Source organism: Paenibacillus diazotrophicus (genome assembly GCF_042610465.1).
This window is the reverse complement of the sequence record NZ_JBGJZN010000002.1, coordinates 221,342-243,361: the sequence shown is the minus strand read 5'-3', so window position 1 is coordinate 243,361 and position 22,020 is coordinate 221,342. Positions and strand designations below refer to the sequence as shown.

Below are 22,020 nucleotides of genomic sequence, written 5' to 3'. Positions count from 1 at the left end.
GGCCAGTGATGGCTTTTGAACATTTTACATATACAACGGTTGTTCCCCTACGCCCACCACATATCAAGAGGCTGTTCGCGGATCAGGATCGACTGCAGATTGGTCACTGCGCGGTAGAAACCTTCATCCACAGACATCAGCGGATCTTCGTGCTCAATGCTTACCACATAATCATAACCGTAGGTACGCAGTGCACTCATGATATCCGACCATTCGGATAGGCTGTGACCGCAGCCGACGGAACGGAAGGTCCATGCCCGGGTCTGCACATCGCCATATGGCTGCATATCTGTCAGACCGTACATATTGATGTTGTCCTGATCCAGGTAGGTGTCCTTGGCATGAAAATGGTGAATCGCTCCGGCCTTACCAAGAATTTTGATCGCACCCACAGGCTCAATCCCCTGCCACCACAAATGGCTCGGGTCCAGATTTGCACCAATCGCCGGACCCGTAGCTTCTCTCAGCTTGAGGATCGTGTACGGAGTATGGCACAGGAAGCCCCCGTGCAGCTCGATGCCAATCTTTACGCCATGTTCTTCCGCAAGCTGGGCGATCTCCTTCCAATAAGGGATCAGCTTGTGCTCCCACTGCCAGGTCAGAATATCACTGTACACTGTAGGCCAAGGGGTGACCGGCCAGTTCGGCGCTTTGGCGTCTTCGCTGTCCCCGGCGGTGCCCGAGAAGGTGTTGACCACAGCAACGCCCATCAGCGATGCGAGCTTGATCGACTTGCGCAGGATTTCATCCCCTTCGCGGGCTTCCTCTTTATCCGGTGAAATCGGGTTGTTATGGCAGCTGAAGGCGCTGATCATAATGCCACGTTTCGTGAACTTGTCCAGATAGGCCTCACGGGCAGCTTCGCTCGCCAGCAGCTCATCCGTAGGACAATGCGGATTGCCGGGATTGCCCCCGGAACCGATCTCGACGGCGTTCAGACCGGCGGCAGCGATTTTATCCAGCATTTCATCCAGGCTTAGACTTCCGAATACGGGATCAAATACTCCTAATTTCATCTAGACTCCCACCTTTTCTCTAATTGGCTCCAGCGCCTCGGAATGTCCGTATACAGGATAATCCCGCTTAGCTGGCGCACACCAGTTCACGCCATTGATTATGACCCGCTGAATCTCTTTGTTGTAATAGGTCGGGTACGATTCATGTCCGGGCTGAAAATAAAAAATCTTCCCGCTGCCGCGCCGGTAGGTCGAACCGCTCGGGAACACATTCCCGCCTTCGAACCAGCCGACAAAAATCAGCGATTCCGGTGCCGGAACATCGAAATGCGCTCCGTACATCTCTTCCTGCTCCAGGTCGATATATTCGCCAATCCCTTCGGCGATCGGATGGCCTGGCTCCATGACCCACAGGCGTTCTTTTTCCCCGGCTTCGCGCCATTTCAGATCACAGCTTGTGCCCATCAGCTTCATGAAGATTTTGGACATATGCCCTGAATGCAGCACCACCAGCCCCATTCCCTGAAGCACACGCTGATGAACACGGTTCACAACCTCGTCGCTCACTTCCTGATGGGCCACATGTCCCCACCATACCAGCACGTCGGTATTATTCAGTACTTCCTCCGTCAATCCGTGCTCCGGTTCATCCAGCGTTGCCGTCGCTGTATCCAGTCCGGCCTCGCTGAGGAAGGAAGCCAACTGGGCATGAATCCCCTGCGGGTAAACCTCGCGGATCCGCTCCTCCTCGCGTTCATGACGATATTCATTCCATACAGTTACTCTGGTCACTATGAACACACTCCTGGGATTTCATGTCGTTGAACTATTTTGGGATTTTGATGGAATTAAGGGGGAAAAGACCCGCTATTTCTTAGCAATGCCCCATTATTTCTCAATTAGCGGGAATTACTCCCTGTATAATCACCCACACAGGTACGGCGGAAGAGATAAGCCAAATCTAGAGGGAGGATATCCCGTTATTTGCCTAAACTATCCACCCTTTTCTCAATTAGAGGGTGTTTTTCCCTTTATGTTGGCGTTATTAGACTTTTCCCTCATTATTTCAAACAAGTAGATCTGTCTAAATTTTTCAAGTTGAATCGGTTTAGTCAAAAAATACAGGCATACCCGTCTCCGACGATTTGTAGATGGCCTCCAAAATACGGGTAACCACCAGCGCCTGCTCCGGCTTCACGACTGGCTCTGTATCATTCACAATGCTGTCGATCCACTGCTTGGCTTCAGCCACCGCAGGATCATCTCCTGCACCGTCGTAGAAATCCACTCCGGCAGCATCCAGGCCAATCAGCTTCTCATACGTTTTGCCGTATTCTTCCCCGTTAATGCGCAGGCCCTTCTCCATATCCGCTCCGCCTTCTGTACCACAGAGTACGGTTTTGGCTTCACCGACATCCAGGATATTCAGTGCCCAACTGGCTTCAAGGACAATGGTTGCCCCGTTCTCCATGGTAATGAACCCGATGGCAGAGTCTTCAACAGTGAACTTCTCCGGGTCCCACGACCCCCAGGCATTCGCGGCATTCTTGCGGCCGGACAGCTTGTGATAAGCATTGCCCACAGCGTATTTCGGCTTGTAATTATCCATCATCCAAAGAGTAAGATCCAGGGCATGAGTCCCGATGTCAATCAGCGGTCCTCCGCCTTGGGCTTCCTCATCCAGGAAGACACCCCAGGTCGGCACAGCGCGGCGGCGGATCGCCTTGGCTTTGGCATAATAGATTTCTCCAAGTCCGTTATTCTCACATACAGTATGCAGGTAAGTTGAATCCGCTCTGAAGCGGTTCTGGTATCCAATCGTCAGCTTGCGGCCAGTCCGCTTAGAAGCATCAATCATCGCCTGCGCTTCCGCCGTGGTCTTAGCCATAGGCTTCTCACACATCACATGCTTGCCGGCTTCCATGGCAGCGATGGAAATTTCCGCATGGGAAATATTCGGTGTGCATACATGAATCACATCTATACTTGCATCCTTAAGCAGCTCTTGATAATCGGTGTAGACCGCAGCGCTTTCATTACCGAACTCTGCTTTTGCCTTCTCGGCACGTTCAAGCACGATATCGCAGAAGGCAACCATCTCGGCTCCCTCCACTTTTTGTAGTGCTGGCATATGCTTGCCGTTCGCAATTCCGCCGCAGCCGATTATTCCTATTTTCAACGTCATACTGGCTTAACCTCCACTGGTTTTGATATCTCTATCATACAAATCCGCCCCGGTGCTTTCTTCCTGCATTCTTGCTGTATTATTCCTGAATATTGTCTTATGGTATTTCAGCGGAGAAATCCCGGTAGCATCCTTGAAAAAATGGTGAAAGGTCTTCACGCTCCCAAACCCGGCGGCTTCAGCCACAGCAGACATGGGCAAGTCCTCGTTCAGCAGAATCCACTTCGCCTTGTTGAGCCGGTATTCATTCAGGAAGGCTACGAAGGTCATCCCCGTATTCCGCTTGAACAGCTTCGTGAAATAATACGGGCTGAAGCCCATGTAGCGGGCCACCTCATTCAGGGAAATCGCTTTCTGATAATGCTGCTCCACATAGGAAAAAACCCGCTCCAGACGCTCTAGCGTCTCCCTTGACTGGGTCAGCGTATCTTCTGTGAACTTGGGCTGCCGCTTCAACCCGCTCCTCGGCACCTCGCGCAAAATAACGGTCAGCAGCTCAAACATCCTCGCTTTGATTAAATAGGCATACCCTTCACGCCGCTGGGTATCCTCCTCGTAGATGCTCTCGATCAGGGAGATAATCCGGGCGGTGGCCTCCTCCGGCCATGACTGGCTTGAGTACTCCATCTCCGTAAACAGATCCCGCAGGGAATAGCCGCTGCCCCCAAGTGCCGCAACCTCCTGAAACAAATTCAGGTCGAACTGGATCACCACCCGTTCACTTTCAGGCGAAGCGAGAAAATAATGCACATCCCCGCCGTTAATGAACTGAACTTCGCCTTGTTCCATACGAATGGGGGTATCATTAATTCCCAGATTTAGTCTTCCTTTAGTCACATAGATGATCTCGATTTCCTTATGCCAATGCGGATAACAGAGCTCATCCCCTCCACAAATCAGGCTGCGAAAGGGAAAATGCTTATCCACGTCCGGAAGTTCCAGATATATACTCATGAGTGCGGCTCCTTGTCCGATTTCAGATGTAATTCATTATACTCCGTAACCGCTATGGCGGCATGAAAAAAGGAGCCTCACGGCTCCTTGGATGTGTCTGCATACATGAAAATGTGAAGCTGAACCTATCCGATGAATCACAGCTTAATCTTCAATACTACCTTCCGTACCGCTTCCCGTCTTCCCGCTTCAATCCCCGTCATATGACCGTCCTGCGGATAACAGACCACGAGCGCTCCCGGTCCTGCAGTTACTGTGGATTTCACTTCTCCTGTGAAGAAAATGGCATCCTTGTCTGCACTGTAGTCATCTCTAACTGCCAGCTGTTCAATAGCGGCATAGCCGATTTTTTCGGTACCTTCCAGAATATAATGCAGGTCCAGGTTCACCCGGTGTGCTTCCCAGAAGCATTCCCCAGCATCCTTTGTTTCATATTCATTAATGAAATAGAACATGTCATCGTTCACATCATGGCGTCCAGCCGCCTGTCCGGCAAAATCAGTATCGCGCAGGAACTGCAGTCCTCTCTGAATCTTCTCCCCGTAAGCCGCCTCATTCTCCAGCAAATGTTCCAGTGTATCTACTATCATCGCCGATATCCTCCTAATAATCTCTATTGTGTTCCCCCTACTTGCGGAATAGAAAAATATTATATGATCCGTACAGACTCAGTCTATGTATTTGTTCACGTCCCTTGCGCATATCTATTACTATTGGAGCTATTCGCTTCCAAGCCGAGTTTCATTATAAAGCCCCTTGTCATCCGATGCTCCATAAAAAATTTAAGGAGGCGGCCAAATGCTCATTTTCCTGATGTACATGTTCGCCGGATTAGGAATTGCATTGCTGCTGGCAGCAGCTGTACTGCAGATACAACGCTCTTCATCTCCGCCCGCCCGGAACACACCCGCCTTTGGCATGGCGTCTTTCAATTGCAAATTTACCGAACAATATATCACGCCGGATCATTGCCATATTATCGCACTGGATGAGGAAGGCCATAACCTGGCGGTTGGCAGGTATGATCCCGGCAGCCCGGAAGCAGCCGTTCCTACCCTTTTTCCTTGTGAGCAAATTCTGGGATCGGAGATTGTTGAAAATGCACTTACCCTCACCAAGGTCAGCAAAACCAGCCGGATTACAACCAGCGCTTCCAGACGTACACCCGGCTTGGCTGTAAAGTCAGGTGTACTCCACACGGCCCAGGGCCCTGACAACACTGAAGAAATCAAGGAACTTACATTAAAAATCTATCTCAACAGTGCGGATACACCCGTTCTCTCCATTCCCTTCCTTCCAAGGCTTGCTCCTGCCAAAAAATGCGACCTTCAATATTCCCAAGCCTTCTCCCAAGTCCAGCAGATACACGAAAAGATTCGCGGGATTGTCTCTGCCTGATTCCCCCAGCCGCATAATCCTGTTATTTGTTCCATTAGCGTTATCACAATGTTAAACTTACCCTATATTGCACCCTTCCCCTAAAAAGGGACAGGGTTTCTTGCTGTAGTGTGGAATATGAAATAGGAAAGCCCGCACCTGCTGCGGCGGAATTACACTAACATTAACGAGACGGAGGAAATGAACACCATGAATAAGACGATTAATTTTGCACACCGCGGCGCTTCTGCAGTCTGCCCGGAGAATACGATGGCAGCTTTCCGCAAGGGGCTTGAGCTGGGTGCAACCGGCATCGAAACCGATGTGCAGATGACCCTTGACGGAGGGCTGGTCATCATTCATGACGAAGATTTAAACCGTACTACGAACCGCAGTGGACTCATTAAGGATACAACCTTAAGTGAGGTACTTGAAGCAGACGCCGGTTCTTGGTTTGGCAGTGAATTTGCGGGGGAACGCATTCCTATCCTTGAAGAGCTGCTGGATTTGCTCCAAGGACGTGACACGATCCTAAATATCGAGCTAAAAAATGGCATATACCTCTATCCCGGCATGGAAGAAAAGGTGATCGCTGCTGTACGGGAGTATGGCATGAGCGAGCGGGTTGTGCTGTCCAGCTTCAATCATTATTCACTCGCATACTGCAAATCGCTGGCACCGGAGATCCGTACGGGTATTCTGTATGGAGAAGGCTTATACCGCCCTTGGGATTACGCGGCCACTCTGCAGGCAGATGCGCTGCATGCCTATCATTTCGCTGTACTGCCGGAGTTTGTTGCCGAAGCGTCAGAGCACGGGGTCATCTATCATCCATGGACTGTAAATGATCAGGAACGGATGAAATACCTGATCGATGCCGGTGTTGCGGGGATTATTACCGATGTTCCAGATGTGCTAGCCAGTCTGCTGGCGTCCAAGGGAGTGTGATATTTTGAAAAAAGTCTGGCTGCTCGGCTTCGGCTTTTTCAGCATCAGCATTACATGGAGCTTGTACAACGCGTTCGTTCCGTTTTTTCTGGAGAAATATGTGCATAGCGTGGCCCTGATCAGCTTCATGATGACCATTGATAACTACTTCGCGCTATTTCTGCAGCCGTGGATCGGCAACCGCAGTGACCGGACCGTGACACGCTTCGGGCGAAGAATGCCCTATTTGATGATCGGCATGCCGCTGGCTGCCGTGCTGACCCTGCTGATTCCGTTCCACAGCGGACTGTTCACTCTCCTGCTGTTCATGATGATGATGAACCTTGCCATGAGCCTGTACCGTTCACCGACGGTAGCGCTAATGCCGGATATCACGCCGGAGCCTCAGCGCACCAAGGCGAACGGACTAATCAACTTTATGGGCGGAATAGGGTCTATTTTGGCTTTTGGCGCAGGGTCTTACCTCTATGATGTAAGCCCTGTGCTGCCCTTTGCTGTAGCTGGTCTGATCACACTCTTGTGTCTGTATATTGTCTCGCGGTTCATTAAGGAGAATCATCTCCAGCCCAAAGACGAGAGCGGCCCGATCAGCAAACCGGCACGCATCTCCCTCAAAAAACAGCTGGACCGGACAACGGTTTGGCTGCTGGCGGCGATTTTTTTCTGGTTCGTGGCTTATCAGGGGGTGGAGACGTTATTCACCTTGTACGGCAAACATCATCTGGGACTTAGTGAACAAGCAGCTTCGTTCTCGCTCACCTTCTTTTCGCTTGCTTTTGTGATCTTTGCAATTCCCAGCGGCTGGCTGGGCGGACGGTTCGGGAAGAAAAATATCATTATTCTCGGCGTTTGCGGATTGATGGGGGTATTTGCTCTTGTAGGGTTTGCGGAAAATGTGCTCCTGCTGCGCATTCTGCTTCTGCTGGGCGGGATATTCTGGGCTTGCATCAATATCAATTCCTATCCCTATGTAGTGGCTACAGGGGACGAAGAGAGTATCGGCACGCGGACGGGAATCTACTACCTGGTCTCATCACTCGCTGCCATTACATCACCGCCCCTGCTGGGGCTGCTGATTGATCTCACCGATTACTCTATTCTGTTCTATGCCGCCGCCGTCAGTATGGCCATTGCCCTGATCTGCCTGCTGATGATGAAGGGGCGTGCAAAAGCAGTGAACACCGTTCATCCCAGAAAAGCGTAAGAACTGAGCTAAGTGTTCATTTCCTGCTCAAGCCCGCATGGAGCTTCCTTTGTTGCCAAGTCCACTTGGACGGGCTGTACCGCCGTTGATCAGGCTCACTGGGTTGGCAGCGGGCTTAACGGGGGAGCTTTTCTCCTCCTTATACACCGAATAACGGCCGCTCCCCAGCTGCTTGGCGTTATACATGGCCGAATCAGCCTCTTTGAGCAGCCTCTGACGGTTGATCCGCCCATGGCTCATAGTGATGCCGATGCTGGCTGAAACAAACAGCTCATGCTTCTCAAGTCTATAATTCCGGGTCGTCTTCTCCAGAACCCGTAGTGCCAGCTGTTCCGCCTCCTTGCGGCTGCAGTGCTTGGCGATCATCACGAATTCATCCCCGCCAATGCGGAAGATATGCCGTTTGCCCTTGCTCGAGAATTGAATCAGTGCGGTACCGACCGCCTGAAGCAGTAAATCACCCACATGATGTCCAAGCGTATCGTTGATGGCTTTGAAACGGTTGAGATCCAGAAACAGCACTGCGAGCTGTTCATGGGGCTTGCAATGGTCCCAAAAGTGATCCATTCCATTCTTGTTCAGGAGACCCGTCAATGAATCCCGGTAAGCCAGTTCCTTCAGCTGTTCACGCTCTGCAAGCAGCATACGCAGCCGGTAGAACAGGTAGAACATCCCTGCCAGTGTCAGGACATACAGGGTAATCGGAAGGATATATCCTCCGTTACCGGAACCGGGTGCGAATCCAGCGTCCTGAAGGGACTGCGAGCCCAGCAGGTGCATCACGCCCAGTCCGGCACTACCCGTTACGATCATGAAGACCGCGCGCACTGCGCGGGCTTTTTGAGTTCTGCCGCTGAATTTGCGGGACAGATAGAACATACTATAGACGGTCAATGCTGCGATAAGCACCGAGGATAAGGCGAGCATATAGTTGCGGGCTTCCATGGTTCGTCTGCACTCCCTTTGGCGTGTGAATAATTTCGCACTTTGAAGCTTTACTGTACAATAATACACTGATCATTATCTAAACACCACCATGAGGGTCATTTGGAGGTTTACTGGCACACTTAAAAAATCCGCCCCTGACAGGACGGATTGGCGGGCCGGATGTTACCGGCCAGCCCTTACTCTGACCGCTCAGCATCCATATGCGACACACAGTTATATAACGCACACGTCCAACCCTTATCGTCCTTGACAATATGCGATATCGAGGTATTTTTCAGCAGCACAGTTACATCGAGTTCTGGAACCAGTCTTCTCAGCGTGCTGCGCAAAATGGCGCCATGACTGACCACCAGGATCTTTTTGCCGGGATGCCTTGCCGCAATTTCTTCGATGGCCCTGCTGCCCCTCTCCTGGCCGGAATCGTCGCTCTCCAGCTTCATATCCATGTTCCTCCAACCGCTTCCCCAGCGCTGCACACGTTCATTTTCTGTGGTGCCCTCGATCAGTCCACCGTTCATCTCCCGAATCCCCGGGACCAGTCCAGTGATTGGAATCCCAAGCCGCTCCGAGATCACCTCTGCTGTCTGCACCGCTCTCAGCAGGTCGCTTGAATAGAGATAATCCCATTCCTCCCCGCAGAGACGCGCGGCAATGGCCGCTGCCTGGCGCAGCCCCTCCTCATCCAGCGGATTATTGGTATGTCCCTGTATCCGGCCTTCTTTATTCCACAATGTGCTGCCATGCCGAATCAAGCCTATGGTTGTCATTATGCTACCTGCCTTTATTTAAGTATGAAAGTTCCTGAACCATTCTGTAGATTATAAACCATCGCTGCAGAAGATGCATAACGCTCCCACCAGAATCTTATACAAGATACATGAATAATGGAGTGGAAATAATTGACGCTACTGTTACACGGCTATATGATAATATGGGCACGTTTGCTGGCATGCTGGCATTCACGCCCTTTTCCATCCTGCCTGCTCCAAGAGGCGGCATCCGTTGCTCTGCAACGGATGTGTATTTTAATTCAAAGGAGATTACTGTTTATTATGAAAAAGCTGTACGTACTATCGCTTACCCTCATCATCTTGCTCTCAGCACTAACCTCTCTACCCGCCAACACAGCCGCTGCCGCGGCACCCAAAACCGCTGTCTATGTGGACAAAAACAATCACTCTTTCATCCCGCTGCGCTTCCTGAACGGTTTTGCCGGCATTCAGGCAGGGGTTGGCGGCCAAACCGGGAAAGATATCACCATCTCCAAAGACGGGGTATCCGTAGTTCTGGCATCCGGACAAGCGGCCGCCACCGTAGATGGCAAGTCCGTACCGCTAACTGAGCGGCCTTTCAGCAGCAATGGGACCACATATGTTCCCCTGTCCCTCATTAGTCAAACTCTCGGTATCCAAATGACATGGAGCAGAACCGCTGCCTCCCTTACGCTTGCAGCAGATGAGACCTCTGCCACATTGCCTGTATTATCCGGCAATCTGATCTCGGCTGGCTCTCCGGCAGTAGCAAGCTCCACACAGACCTACAAGGTAGGCGGCAGATCCTTTACAGTACAAATGGTGACTGTGTCGCTGCTGCATCCCGCTCTCAAGCTGGATGTTGTTCTTGCAGGCAACACCATAGGCAAGACAGAAGCGCTCGGCAGCATCGCCAAGCGCAGTGGGGCTGTCGCCGCCATAAACGGTACATATTTCAATGCCTATGCCGACGGGGCCTACAAAGTTCCTTATGGATATATTATCAGCGGCGGGAAAATGCTCAAGAACAGCCCGGCTGACAAGCGGACCGTATTCACTTATGACAACAACCTTCTGGCCGAGATGATCCCTGGCAGCGAATTCATGGATCACTTCAATTCCGGGAGGGTTACAGGCGCAATCCAGGCCGGTCCACGACTGCTCGTAAACGGCAAAGTGGCCCTGAATGTGGCTGGTGAAGGCTTCAAAGACCCTAAAATATTGACGGGCGGCGGCTCCCGCAGCGCGCTCGGGCTGACCCAAGACCATAAGCTGATCCTGCTGACCTCCGGCGGGGCAACCATTCCCCAGCTGGCACAGATCATGAAGCAGGCCGGGGCGTATCAGGCGATGAACCTGGATGGCGGGGCTTCCAGCGGACTGTTCTATGGCGGCAAATATTTGACTACGCCAGGGCGGCTGATCAGCAACGCCCTTGTGGTCAAAACCAAATAAACTAATTTCATAAACCTCCATGCACCGGTCTTCGGATCGGATGCCATGGAGGTTTTGTAGTTTTTTTGCAAGATTTTCCCTGAACATGTTACTGTATATGGCATAAAGGGAGGGAGCTCATGGAAACCATTCTGATTGTTGAGGATGACGCCAAGCTGGCAGACCTGCTGGGGGCGTATCTTTCGAAATATGATTTTCGCATAGTAGCTGTTGAAGATTTCAACCGAGTGCTGGAGACCTTTGAGCAAGCTGAGCCAAGCCTGGTGCTGCTGGATGTCAACCTGCCCAAATATGACGGTTTCTATTGGTGCCGGCAGCTGCGCAAGACCTCGCTGTGCCCGATTCTGTTCATCTCGGCACGTGAGAGCGGAATGGATCAGGTAATGGCTCTGGAGAACGGCGGCGACGATTATATCACCAAGCCCTTTCAGTACGAGGTGGTGCTGGCCAAAATCCGCAGCCATCTGCGCAGGGCCTACGGCTCGTATGCCCAGAATCAGGATGAGCGCAAGCTGCAGGCGGGCGGGCTTACGCTTTTGCCGGAAAGGTATGTCATTCAATACGCCGGACAGTCTGCAGAGCTTACCCAAAAGGAGGCCATTCTGCTGGAAGCGTTGCTGCAGCGGGAAGGCCGGGTCGTCAGCCGGGAGCGGCTGCTGGATCTAATGTGGGAGGATCAGCATTTCATTGATGACAATACACTTAACGTCTATATTACGCGGGTACGGCGGAAGCTCAAGGATCTGGGGCTTGATGAAATCGTGGAAACGGTGAGAGGTGCAGGCTACCGGCTGAGCACTTCAGGAGAACCATTGTGAGGCTTTTTATGAAAGACCAGGTTCCCCTGCTGCTCTTCTATCTGCTGCAGATGATCCTCGTGCCGTCTCTGTATTATCTGTCCGGCGAATCCAGGCCTCTGTCGATCATTCTATATGGAATGTCGCTCAGCGCTGCGATTCTTCTCGTCTATCTGCTGTACAGATATATCCAGCATCACAAGATGTACATCCGTCTGGAACAGCATGCCTCCGCCCCCGGGGAGCTTCCCGCTCCGCTGGATGATGCGCCGCTGCCCGAAGCCGTAAGCGAACTGCTACAGGTTACCCACCGCCATTATCAGGAACAGCTGCAGACCCATATCAGCCGGATGGATCAGCATATCGTATTTATCAACCGCTGGGTACACCAGATGAAGACTCCGCTGTCCGTTATCCAGCTTACTCTGCAGGAGCTCGATGATGAGGCGGCAAACAGCATTCAGGAAGAGCTGGAGCGGCTTCGCAAGGGGCTGGAAATGGTGATTTATACCTCCCGTCTGGAACGGTTTGAAGATGATTTCCAGGTTCAATACCTTCCGCTGCGCAGAATCGTCAGTGAAACAGTCGCCGAGAACCGCAGGCTGTTCATCCGCAGGGGAATCAAGGCAGACATCCGGGTAGATGAAGGCTTGTCTGTCTACAGTGATCCCAAGTGGCTTATGTTCGTACTGACACAGATTCTGGTGAATGCCGTAAATTATACTTCCGGTTCGGGCAAAACCGTTACATTCACCGCACAAAGCGACGATAAGGATACAGTGCTCAAGATTACCGATCAGGGTATCGGCATCTCTCCTGAAGATCTGAAAAGGGTATTCAATCCTTATTTCACGGGTGAACGCGGACGGCAGTATCATGAATCGACAGGCATGGGCCTGTATCTGGTCCGTGAGATTTGCGGCCGTCTCGGCCACAAGGTCAGCCTGGAGTCCTCGCCCGGAATGGGAACCACGGTATGTTTTACGTTTAGCGGAACGGCCAGATTGAAAGAGTAGTCACAGAGAGTGCAGCTCATATCTTCGAACAAGAGCTCCGTTCACAGCCATCACGGCTATGGACGGAGCTCTTGTTGTACCGCAGACGCTAAGGACAGTGTGCGCATACAGGCAGAATAAGGAATTGAGAACCCGGGGATAATAACGCCAAAGAATCCAGATTCCAGCAGAATGGAGGTGTTACGATGACAACCAAACCTAAGCCGGCCCGCAAGAATGCCAGTGATCCCGTAGAAAACTCCGTTCCCGCGCCGCTTCCTCTGGATCCCTCACTGGAGGTGAACCTCCAGGAGCTGGACCAACGGGTCGGCCAAAGCTCAGATGTCATCGTCCGCAGATTCATTAATGAGTCTTTAAGCTCACTTTCGCTGGCTTTTGTGTACATTGACGGCTTGGTCAACGCCGATGTAGTGAATCAGACCGTACTTCAGCCTTTGCTGGAAACGGTCACGCTAAAGAGCGAGTCCATCACCGCCACAGAGGCTTACCGTATGATCAAGGATCAAATACTGCCCATTGGCGGGGTCAAAGAGGGCAAAACACTGGGAACGCTCCTATCCATGCTCTTCGATGGATATACTCTCATCCTGTTCGACGGGCTCCAGATGGCGCTGGCCGCCGATACCTCCGGCTGGGAGAAGCGCAGTATCAATGAGCCGACCTCTCAGGGCGTCATCCGGGGTCCCAAGGAGGGCTTTACTGAAAGCCTGCGGACAGGTACCTCTATGCTTCGGCGCAGACTCAAGACCTCAGATCTGCGTATCGAGGAGTATAAAATCGGCCGGCGCACCCAGACCGGAGTAGCCCTGGTCTATTTGGAGGGAATCGCCAGCGGGCAGGTACTGGAAGAAGTCCGGCGCCGCCTGAATGCGATTAATACGGACAGTATTCTGGAGAGCAACTACATTGAAGAGTTCATCCAGGACGGCGGTCTGACACCCTTTCCGACGATCCAGAACACGGAGCGCCCGGACGCGATGGCCGGAGGCATTCTGGAAGGGCAAATCGGGATTATTATTGACGGCACACCCTTTGCGCTGCTTGCGCCGTCTACATTTTTCAACTTTTTCCAGTCCAGTGAGGACTACTACCAGCGTTATGATATTTCCTCCTTCCTGCGGCTGATCCGCTATGGGGCTTTTTTTGTATCCATGCTGCTGCCTGCTCTATATATTGCCATTACTACCTTTCATCAGGAAATGCTGCCGACCACCCTGCTGGTTAGCCTCGCTGCCCAGCGGGAGGGGGTACCGCTGCCGGCTCTGGCAGAGGCGCTGCTTATGGAGCTGACCTTCGATGTGCTGCGTGAAGCCGGAGTCCGCATGCCGCGCACCATCGGCCCTGCCATTTCAATTGTAGGCGCCTTGGTGCTGGGACAGGCTGCCGTTCAGGCCGGGCTCGTCTCCGCTGCTATGGTTATTGTGGTTTCTTTTACGGCAATCTCCAACTTTGTAATTCCATCGCTGGCCATCGCCAACTCCATCCGTCTCATCCGTTTTGTGATGATGTTCATCGCCGCTACACTTGGACTCTTCGGCATCATGTCCTTTCTGATGGTGCTGCTGATTCACTTGGCCGGGCTGCGCTCGTTCGGTGTTCCATACCTGTCACCGGTAGCCCCGATGGTTCCGCGTTACCTTAAGGATATCTTAATCCGTGTTCCACTCTGGAGCATGACGATGCGTCCCAAGACCAATCTTGGTAAGGAAACGCGCAGACAAGGCTCGGACCAGAAGCCACAACCGGCGGAAGGCAAGCGTGGCCAGGTGCAGTCCGGGAAGCCCAAGCCACAAGGGGAGGACTCTGTATGAATGGAAAAGTCGGCACCACCCAGGCAGCTATGCTGATTGTGAATACAATCCTGCCCACAGCCACCGTCGTACTGCCCGTGATCATCAGCAACTATGCCGAGCAGGATGCGCCCCTGGCTATTCTGCTGTCCACTTTCTTCGGGCTGCTTATCGCAGCTCTTGTCGGCAGCGCCGTCGCCCGTACCCAGGGAGCGCCGTTCCTCCAATGGGTCGGTGAGAAAAGCTCGCCTGTTGCCGCCACGGTCCTCGGTCTCTTGATGCTGCAATTTTACCTGGACACTACCTCGACCATTCTGCGTGAATTCGTCAATTTCCTGAAGGATAACGTGTTGTTCAATACGCCAATCCCGTTACTGTGCACGCTGATCCTGCTCATTACCATCTATATGGTCAGACAAGGTCTGGAAGCCATCGCACGGGTGAACAGCCTTGTGCTGCTGCTCTTTGTCTTTTTTGTGCCACTGTATCTGTTCGGACTGTTCAATGAGATGAATGTGCACCGGCTGCTGCCTATGTTTGATCATTCTCTGACGGAGTTGACGCTCGCCAGTATTACACCAACCACATGGATGTCTGAGGTGGCAGTGCTGCTGTTCCTGACACCTTATCTCCAAAATCCGCAGAAGGCCAGGATCATCGGCTGGACAGGTTTGATGATTGTTGCTGCCCTGATGATGTTTTCCCTGGTTACGACACTTATGATCTTTGGTCCTGATTTTATCAAACTGAGTGCTTATCCCGGATTCACTGCAGCCAGCATTGTACACCTCGGGAGATTTATCGAGAAGCTTGATATTCTGTTCATTTCCTACTGGGTTCTGTCCATCTACCTGAAGTTTTCAATATTCCTGTTTGCTACCGTAGAGTGCTTCAAGCAGACCTTCAAGACGGGCAGCAGCAGTCCGTTCCTCGGTGCCCTGGGCCTGCTCATCACTCTGGAATGTATGTATACGTGGCAAAGCACAGAGAAATTGAACCTCTATAACAAGGAAGGGCGGTTTCTTGTCTTCTTCCTCTTCAATGTACTCGTACCTTTAGGAGCCGTCGGACTGGACCTGTTCAAGAAGAGCAAACCTAAGCAGAAAGGATGGGACACTTGAATATTCATAAAAAAGGTCTCATTCCCCTGCTGGGCCTTACTCTCTTATCCACGCTGCTGACCAGCTGCTGGGATGCACGGGAGCTGAGTGAGCTTGGCATTACTTCCGGGTCGGCATATGACTGGGAGGATAACCAGTGGAAGGCCACCTACCAGGTCATTAACCCCTCATCCGGATCCAGTGGTATGGGAGGCAGTGCGGGAGGAAGCACCAGTTCGCCTCCGTTTGTCACCTTTACAGTCAAAGGAAAGACCATTATGGAGGCGATTGAAAAAACCAATCTGACAAGCACCCGTGAGATGTTCTTCTCCCATTCCAGAATTACCGTGCTGGGGGAAAGTGTCGCCAGACATGGTGTTAACCAATTGGTCGATATGTTCCTGCGCAAGCAGGATGCCCGGGAGACTGTCTATGTATTTATTACCAAGGGGGAGGCTGGAAGTATACTTAATCAGCTCATGCAGCTGTCCAAAAATCAGGGAGCCGGCATCCAATTGATGATCGAACAGGAATCCCGTCTGCTCTCTTATTATCCAGGCCTGCGGATGTTCGAACTGGCGATGGCCCTATCCTCCGAATCAGGCAGCGCGCTCCTTCCCGAGATCATGCTTACCGGGCAGAAGGTTATGGACGAAACGACAGAAACCGGACGTACAGATCTGCAGACCCGGCTGGCCCTCGGGAGACTGGGTGTGCTGAAAGGAGATAAGCTCATCGGCTGGCTAAGTCAAAAGCAGGCGTTCGGCTTGTCCTTCATGACAGATAAGATTAAAACAGCGACCATAGCCTTCACTTCAAGACCCAAGTCCGGCGAAAACCCGGATGCCTCTTTTATCCTCCAAAAATCCAAAACCATCGTTCATCCCAAGTGGGATCAAGACCATTATGTAATTGATATGGATATCAAAGGCAGTGGTGTGTTAACGGAAGTTGGCAGCGTTATGGATTTGAACGACCGCGCTTCGATTACCGAAATGGAAGCTTCCATTGAACAGCAGGTACTGGAGCTGGTGAACAATTCATGGAAAGAGGTTAGAGCGCTGGGGGCTGATGTTACAGGCTTTGCGGTCAGAATACACCGCAGTGACCGTAAACGCTTCAAGCAGATTAAGAAGGACAAGAACTGGGACAAGACGTTCCAACAGATTGAAATCCGGCCCCATGTTTCGATGAAAATTGAGCGGACAGGGCTCAGCAATAAATCTTTCGAATCTGTGCACGAGAAATAAAGGGGCTTATCTATGAATATAGCTGTAATTCTGGGGCTCTATATCCTTGCGTTCTGGCGGGGCTGCACTATGCTGTCAGGAAAGAGGCGCAAGCTGAACAGGCTGTGGTTCGGCTTAATATTGGTTTACTGTGCCTACGTTAATATTTGCGGTATTACCAGAACTCCGCATATTGGTGTGTCCAGCCTGTACACCTCTTTCTTTCAGCCTACGGGCAGAGCAATTATCAAATGGTTAGGAGGTTGAATCCTGTCATGCAAAAAAAGGAACAGGTGTCTGCCCTGCAAATCTCATTCATGATCATGCTGTTTGAGATCGGCAGCACGCCGCTGTTTCTGCTTGGAGGCAAGGCCAAGCAAGATTCCTGGCTCGCTATGTGCACCGGCTCGATAGCCGGCTTTATTCTGCTTATGCTTTTGATATGGATTCAGCAACGTTCGCCGAATACAGACCTTATCGGCATGCTTACCTTCCATTTCGGTCGTTATGCAGGTTATATAATCGGGGGAACCTACAGCCTTTATTTCGCCTACGAGGCGATGCGCAATGTACGTGACTTGGGTGAACTAACGGCGCTTACCATGCTGCCGAGATCACCCATGTCCATGACGATGCTGATATTTGTCGGGATTGCCATTTATGCTATCTGGAAAGGGGCCGAGGTGATGTTCCGCCTGCCGGAGGTTCTGCTGCCGATGGTACTGTTCTTCTATCTCTTGCTAGTTCTGTTGCTCGGAATCATGGGCTCCCTGGATTTCAATCGTCTGGCACCTGTCTTCGAGAATGGATTCAAGCCGATTGCAGACGCCGCGCTTCCCGAAATCGTCTCTTTCCCCTTCGGGCAGATGATTGTATTCCTGATGCTGTGGTCCTTATGGGACAAGCCAGGGGTTCCCGTGAAAAACACTTTGACAGCCTATCTACTGATCAGTATATTTCTGATCTTCATGAACGCCTTGAATGTAGCCGTCCTGGGACCTACAGTTGCAGGAATCAGCCAATTGCCCTTTTTACAAACGGTACGCACCTTGTCCAGTCTGAAGTTCATCGAACGTCTGGATATTCTGGTGACCATCCAGCTCTTCGTCGGCCTGCTGATTAAGATGATGCTGTTCTTCTTCTGTTCGGTGAAGGCAGTAGCGGAGCTGACCGGAAAACCGGCTAAATGGTGGGTGTTCCCCGTAGGTGCGGTCATTTATGGTGCTTCCTTCCTGGAGAGGGATTACACGCAGCATATTGCGATTGGCCTGGGACCCAGCCTGAAGGTCGACCCTGTATTCCAGGTAGCCATCCCTCTCCTGCTGGCTCTTTCCATCCTGCTGCGCAGCAGATTTGCCCGCTCCCCCTCTTAAAGTACGAACATAACCTTAACCGGACTGTAAGGGTACATTAAGGTAAACCCATAGCTTACTGGAAGTCCATCCTGTACACTCGGAAACAGAGGCGAAACATTAAGCACAGCCGCATCCTGAAGACTGGGATGACACTCATGTTTCCGGCAGGAAGGAATGGAATAGAATGAATGTACTCGAAGTAACCGCACTGAATAAAGTGTATCCGGGCAAGGTCAATACCCAGGCCCTCACCGATATTCATCTCAGCATGGAGCAAGGCGAGTTCGTCGGCATAATGGGACCCTCGGGCAGCGGCAAAACAACACTGCTCAACATGGTTTCGACGATTGACCAGCCCACTTCAGGTCTTGTCAAGATCGGAGGAAACAATCCTTATCTTATGAATAAAAAGGAACTGGCCTTGTTCCGCCGCAGGCAGCTGGGCTTTATCTTTCAGGATTTCAATCTTCTGGAGACATTAACCGTAGCCGAGAATATCGTACTCCCCTTGACCCTCGACAACCGCAAACTGACCGAGATGGACTCCCTGTTGCACAAGGTTGCCGACCGGCTGAATATCAAGGATATTCTGCATAAGAGGACCTATGAAATCTCCGGCGGACAACGTCAGCGAACAGCTATCGCCCGGGCTATGATCACTTCCCCCGCAATGATCCTGGCCGATGAGCCTACTGGGGCGCTGGATTCCCAATCATCTCGGATTGTGATGGAGTCGCTGGAAGACATCAACCGTAAGGAAGGCACGACACTGATGCTGGTCACACATGACCCGCTGGCGGCAAGCTACTGCAACCGCATCGTCTTCATCAAGGACGGCAAGCTGGCAGCGGAAATCCACCGCGGAGACAACCGCCAGGCCTTCTTCCAGAAGATTATCGACACACTTTCATTCTGGGGAGGGAATTCGCATGAGCTTTCCTCAATTCGCGTTTAACAACGTTCGGCGCAATATGCGCGCGTACATGGCCTTTTTTCTCAGCAGTTCTTTCATGGTCATGATCTTTTTTTCTTATTCGGTGTTTATGTACCATCCTGGCGTTACGTCTGTGAAGATGGGCGCGAGTTCGGCTGCCGGGATGAAGATCGCTTCATACATTGTGTTCGTCTTTGCTTTTTTCTTCGTACTATATTCGATTAGCGCCTTTCTTAAACTGCGGAACCAGGAATTCGGAATTCTGATGATCCTAGGTGCACGTCCGGGGCAGATTAACCGGCTGATTCTACTGGAAAATATGCTGATCGGCCTGCTGTCCATCGTAACCGGGATGGCCGCCGGGATGCTGCTGTCGAAGCTGTTTCTGCTGCTCAGCACCACCGCGATAGGGGTGGACAATCTGCCGTTTTATTGGCCGGTGAAGGCGCTGATTACGACCTCGGCTGCTTTCGTTGCCCTGTTCCTGGCTAATTCCGTGTTCACACTGCTGTTCATCCGCAAAAACCAGGTCCTTGAGCTGCTGAAGGGCACCGTGAAGCCCAAAAAAGAACCCAAGGTCTCCTGGCTGCTATCGTTCCTCGGGGTGGCCCTCCTATCCGCCGGTGCCTACGCCATCTGGAGCCCCCTATCCCCTATATCTCTGCTGGCAGCCGCTGTTACAGGGATTCCCGGCACCTATTTCTTCTATTCGCAGCTGTCGGTGCTGGGGATGCGCCTGCTGAAGCTAAGTCGTAAACGGGTATGGCGGGGAACCCGTCTGCTGTGGATTTCGGAGATGAGCTATAAGATCAAGGACAACGCCCGGATGCTGTTTATGGTCACAGTTGTTACCTCTTTGGCTTGTATGGCTTCGAGTCTACTGCTGTCCATGAGCCAGGCCAACCGGACGAGTTATATGAACAGTCCGTTTGCCATTGATTACACCATTTATAAAGATACAGCCGCTATCACTGACTCCGGGCTACAGAAGATCCGCAGCACGCTGGATAAAGCCGGAATCGAGTATACCGAGAACAAGGTTGAATTCGTCCGCAGCTCCATCATGGAAAAAGGCCATAATAAGTCCAACAGCGTTCAACTTCTTCCCCTCTTCCGCTATAACGAGCTCGCTGGGCAGATCAGATCTGCAGGGCTGCCTCCTCTAACGGATGGGGAAGCGGTGCTGATTATTAATCCCCAATACGATAACTATGATTATGAGCCGGGCCAGAATGTGGTAGTATCTGGACCGAATAGACAGACGTTAACCTTGAAGCAGGTACAGAAGCCAAAGGCGATGCCATTCGGTCTATATGATTCACCTGTATTAATTGTGAGTGAAGGGTTCTATAAGCAATCAGCAGCTTCTTCCGGCAGTTCCTCCCGGATAGAGAACTATTACTATTCCGTCCCGGCATGGGGTGAGGCTGTGCCGCAGTCCGATGAACTGGAGTCAGTCCTTTCAAGTGAACTGGTGAAGTGGAATCAGGACCGGAACCATGCGAATGACAACTGGGATACCTCAATCCTTACCCGGGCAGACAGCTATATGGCTACGAAGCAGGGGACATCCATGCTCAGCTTCATCGGGGTCTTCATCGCGCTGATCTTCTCGCTCTCGTCTGCGAGCTTCCTCTATTTCAAGCTCCATACTGAGCTGAATGCAGATATGCGAATGTACCATTCCTTATCCAAAATCGGCCTGAGCGTCAAAGAAATGTCGTCTTCCGCAACCCGGCAAATCGCTCTGCTGTTCTACATTCCTATTGTGATCGCTGCGGTGCAGACGCTGGTAGTGATCCGCCCGATACTGGATCAGATCCACATCCAGAATGTCACTGTTCCGGTTGTGATTACGACCGCAGCCTTTTTAGCTGTACAAACTGTTTATTTTATTATTGTCAGATCCCGCTATATTCACAGTCTGAAGAAAATGATGGTGTAATCAGGCATTGGTTGGACGACAGGCAGTTCTACATGTACACTGGCTATATTAAGCAGTCAAGGGTACAAGGGGGTTCCAAGGCTCATGTCCAAAGCCGATTATATGTTATCCATTCTATGGATGCTGCAGCAGCGCAAGCGAACGGCTGCCGAGCTGGCCGAAGAGCTGGAGCTGAGTGTCCGCTCGGTCTACCGCTATATTGATGCCCTCTGTGCCAGCGGTGTCCCCGTAATCGCCGATTCCGGTCCAAGAGGCGGTTATAGTCTCCCCGAGCATTTCAGTTCAGCTCCACTGTTCTTCGACGCCGGGGAACGGCGGGCGCTAGTCCACGCCTCAGCCTTCGCACGGGGAAGCGGATATCCATACGAGCAAGCGCTGGATGCAGCGATCACCAAGCTTAAACGTTACAGCAATGCCGAACAGCTGTCGCACATGGAGCGTCATGAAACTGGGTTGGAGACGCTGCATGCACCGGCCGCTCCGCTTGCGCAGCTGCTGGAAGAACTGGAGGCTTGTACAGCGGACAGCCTTAGGGTGGAGATGGATTACCGCAAAGGCAGCGGCTCTCCCTCCTCCTCTCGTAATATAGATCCATACGGACTGGTGCTGTGGAAAGGCCAATGGTATCTGGCCGGATTCTGCCACCAGCGTCAGGAAATCCGCAGCTTCCGGGTGGACCGTATCACTGGCGTGCGGAGGACAGGAGAAAGGTTCCTCCGCCCCGCCGGATTCTCGGCACGTGAGTTCCTGCTGCAGAGCCTTCTGCCCGGCCATGACAATCCAGCAAAGCTGACTACAGTGGTCATAGCCGCCGCAGAGGAAGTATTAAATGACCTTTGCAGCCACTGGCTGTTCGGTCATACGCTGGAGCAGCGCAGTGCAGATACAGCGAAATTTCTGCTGGATGAGGCTACTCTCTACAGCTACGCCCCTTACTTTCTGCTGCCCTACGGCAAAGCACTGTCCATCCTGGAGCCTGCCGCCTTGAAGCAGAAGCTCGCAGCGGTGACAGCAGAGCTGGCGGTATATTATTCAACCTAGAACGCGACTTGAGAATGTCAGGCTCATCTTGGCG

At 52.0% G+C, this 22,020-nt stretch carries 21 protein-coding genes; 14 read left to right on the top strand and 7 right to left on the bottom strand.

Annotated elements, in window-relative coordinates; all coding sequences use genetic code 11:
• Nucleotides 1–47: 47 nt before the first annotated feature.
• The 5 genes from ACAN54_RS12380 to ACAN54_RS12360 all read right to left on the bottom strand — a co-directional run bounded on the left by ACAN54_RS12380 (nt 48) and on the right by ACAN54_RS12360 (nt 4,685).
• Complete coding sequence (locus tag ACAN54_RS12380; protein WP_379154805.1) at nt 48–1,016, bottom strand: sugar phosphate isomerase/epimerase family protein; 969 nt, start codon at nt 1,014–1,016, stop codon at nt 48–50.
• Complete coding sequence (locus tag ACAN54_RS12375) at nt 1,017–1,748, bottom strand: ThuA domain-containing protein (protein ID WP_379154802.1); 732 nt, start codon at nt 1,746–1,748, stop codon at nt 1,017–1,019. It lies immediately after the preceding gene.
• A gap of 316 nt (nt 1,749–2,064) precedes the next feature.
• Nucleotides 2,065–3,141 (bottom strand): Gfo/Idh/MocA family protein, encoded by a 1,077-nt coding sequence (locus ACAN54_RS12370; protein ID WP_379154799.1) that lies wholly within the window; start codon nt 3,139–3,141, stop codon nt 2,065–2,067.
• A 6-nt stretch (nt 3,142–3,147) separates the two neighbouring features.
• Entirely contained in the window at nt 3,148–4,095 is a 948-nt protein-coding gene (locus tag ACAN54_RS12365; RefSeq protein ID WP_379154796.1) for an AraC family transcriptional regulator, read from the bottom strand.
• A gap of 137 nt (nt 4,096–4,232) precedes the next feature.
• Complete coding sequence (locus tag ACAN54_RS12360) at nt 4,233–4,685, bottom strand: NanQ anomerase/TabA/YiaL family protein (RefSeq protein WP_379154793.1); 453 nt, start codon at nt 4,683–4,685, stop codon at nt 4,233–4,235.
• A 208-nt stretch (nt 4,686–4,893) separates the two neighbouring features.
• Here ACAN54_RS12360 and ACAN54_RS12355 point away from each other — a divergent pair, with 208 nt between their 5' ends.
• From ACAN54_RS12355 to ACAN54_RS12345, 3 genes are all read left to right on the top strand, one after another.
• Entirely contained in the window at nt 4,894–5,493 is a 600-nt protein-coding gene (locus ACAN54_RS12355; RefSeq protein ID WP_379154790.1) for a hypothetical protein, read from the top strand.
• 189 nt (nt 5,494–5,682) lie between these two features.
• Nucleotides 5,683–6,420, top strand: a complete 738-nt coding sequence (locus ACAN54_RS12350; RefSeq protein ID WP_379155855.1) for a glycerophosphodiester phosphodiesterase — start codon at nt 5,683–5,685, stop codon at nt 6,418–6,420.
• 4 nt (nt 6,421–6,424) lie between these two features.
• A complete protein-coding gene (locus tag ACAN54_RS12345; protein ID WP_379154787.1) occupies nt 6,425–7,624 on the top strand; it encodes an SLC45 family MFS transporter in 1,200 nt (399 codons plus the stop codon).
• 27 nt (nt 7,625–7,651) lie between these two features.
• On the opposite strand, the gene ACAN54_RS12340 is transcribed toward ACAN54_RS12345, so the two are convergent.
• Nucleotides 7,652–8,569, bottom strand: coding sequence for a diguanylate cyclase domain-containing protein (locus ACAN54_RS12340; protein ID WP_379154784.1), 918 nt, complete (start codon nt 8,567–8,569; stop codon nt 7,652–7,654).
• 179 nt (nt 8,570–8,748) lie between these two features.
• Nucleotides 8,749–9,339, bottom strand: a complete 591-nt coding sequence (locus tag ACAN54_RS12335; RefSeq protein WP_379154781.1) for a histidine phosphatase family protein — start codon at nt 9,337–9,339, stop codon at nt 8,749–8,751.
• A 285-nt stretch (nt 9,340–9,624) separates the two neighbouring features.
• Between ACAN54_RS12335 and ACAN54_RS12330 the strand changes: the two genes are divergently transcribed.
• The 11 genes from ACAN54_RS12330 to ACAN54_RS12280 all read left to right on the top strand — a co-directional run bounded on the left by ACAN54_RS12330 (nt 9,625) and on the right by ACAN54_RS12280 (nt 21,986).
• On the top strand, nt 9,625–10,779 hold the full coding sequence (locus tag ACAN54_RS12330; RefSeq protein ID WP_379154778.1) for a phosphodiester glycosidase family protein: 1,155 nt from the start codon (nt 9,625–9,627) through the stop codon (nt 10,777–10,779).
• Nucleotides 10,780–10,898: 119 nt separating this feature from the next.
• On the top strand, nt 10,899–11,597 hold the full coding sequence (locus tag ACAN54_RS12325) for a response regulator transcription factor (protein WP_379154776.1): 699 nt from the start codon (nt 10,899–10,901) through the stop codon (nt 11,595–11,597).
• The gene (locus ACAN54_RS12320) at nt 11,594–12,592 is read left to right on the top strand and encodes a sensor histidine kinase (protein ID WP_379154773.1); all 999 of its coding nucleotides are present in this window, start codon (nt 11,594–11,596) and stop codon (nt 12,590–12,592) included. The genes ACAN54_RS12325 and ACAN54_RS12320 overlap by 4 nt, the downstream gene beginning before the upstream one ends.
• A gap of 185 nt (nt 12,593–12,777) precedes the next feature.
• Complete coding sequence (locus ACAN54_RS12315) at nt 12,778–14,403, top strand: spore germination protein (RefSeq protein ID WP_379154770.1); 1,626 nt, start codon at nt 12,778–12,780, stop codon at nt 14,401–14,403.
• Nucleotides 14,400–15,503, top strand: a complete 1,104-nt coding sequence (locus tag ACAN54_RS12310) for a GerAB/ArcD/ProY family transporter (protein WP_379154767.1) — start codon at nt 14,400–14,402, stop codon at nt 15,501–15,503. The genes ACAN54_RS12315 and ACAN54_RS12310 overlap by 4 nt, the downstream gene beginning before the upstream one ends.
• A complete protein-coding gene (locus ACAN54_RS12305; RefSeq protein WP_379154764.1) occupies nt 15,500–16,732 on the top strand; it encodes a Ger(x)C family spore germination protein in 1,233 nt (410 codons plus the stop codon). The genes ACAN54_RS12310 and ACAN54_RS12305 overlap by 4 nt, the downstream gene beginning before the upstream one ends.
• Nucleotides 16,733–16,744: 12 nt before the next feature.
• A complete protein-coding gene (locus ACAN54_RS12300) occupies nt 16,745–16,978 on the top strand; it encodes a hypothetical protein (RefSeq protein ID WP_379154762.1) in 234 nt (77 codons plus the stop codon).
• Nucleotides 16,979–16,986: 8 nt separating this feature from the next.
• Entirely contained in the window at nt 16,987–18,084 is a 1,098-nt protein-coding gene (locus tag ACAN54_RS12295) for a GerAB/ArcD/ProY family transporter (protein ID WP_379154759.1), read from the top strand.
• A 166-nt stretch (nt 18,085–18,250) separates the two neighbouring features.
• The gene (locus ACAN54_RS12290; protein ID WP_379154756.1) at nt 18,251–19,021 is read left to right on the top strand and encodes an ABC transporter ATP-binding protein; all 771 of its coding nucleotides are present in this window, start codon (nt 18,251–18,253) and stop codon (nt 19,019–19,021) included.
• Nucleotides 18,996–20,945: an FtsX-like permease family protein gene (locus ACAN54_RS12285; RefSeq protein WP_379154753.1), complete on the top strand. Its 1,950-nt coding sequence runs from the start codon at nt 18,996–18,998 to the stop codon at nt 20,943–20,945. The genes ACAN54_RS12290 and ACAN54_RS12285 overlap by 26 nt, the downstream gene beginning before the upstream one ends.
• 84 nt (nt 20,946–21,029) lie before the next feature.
• Entirely contained in the window at nt 21,030–21,986 is a 957-nt protein-coding gene (locus ACAN54_RS12280; protein ID WP_379154750.1) for a helix-turn-helix transcriptional regulator, read from the top strand.
• Nucleotides 21,987–22,020: the final 34 nt, after the last annotated feature.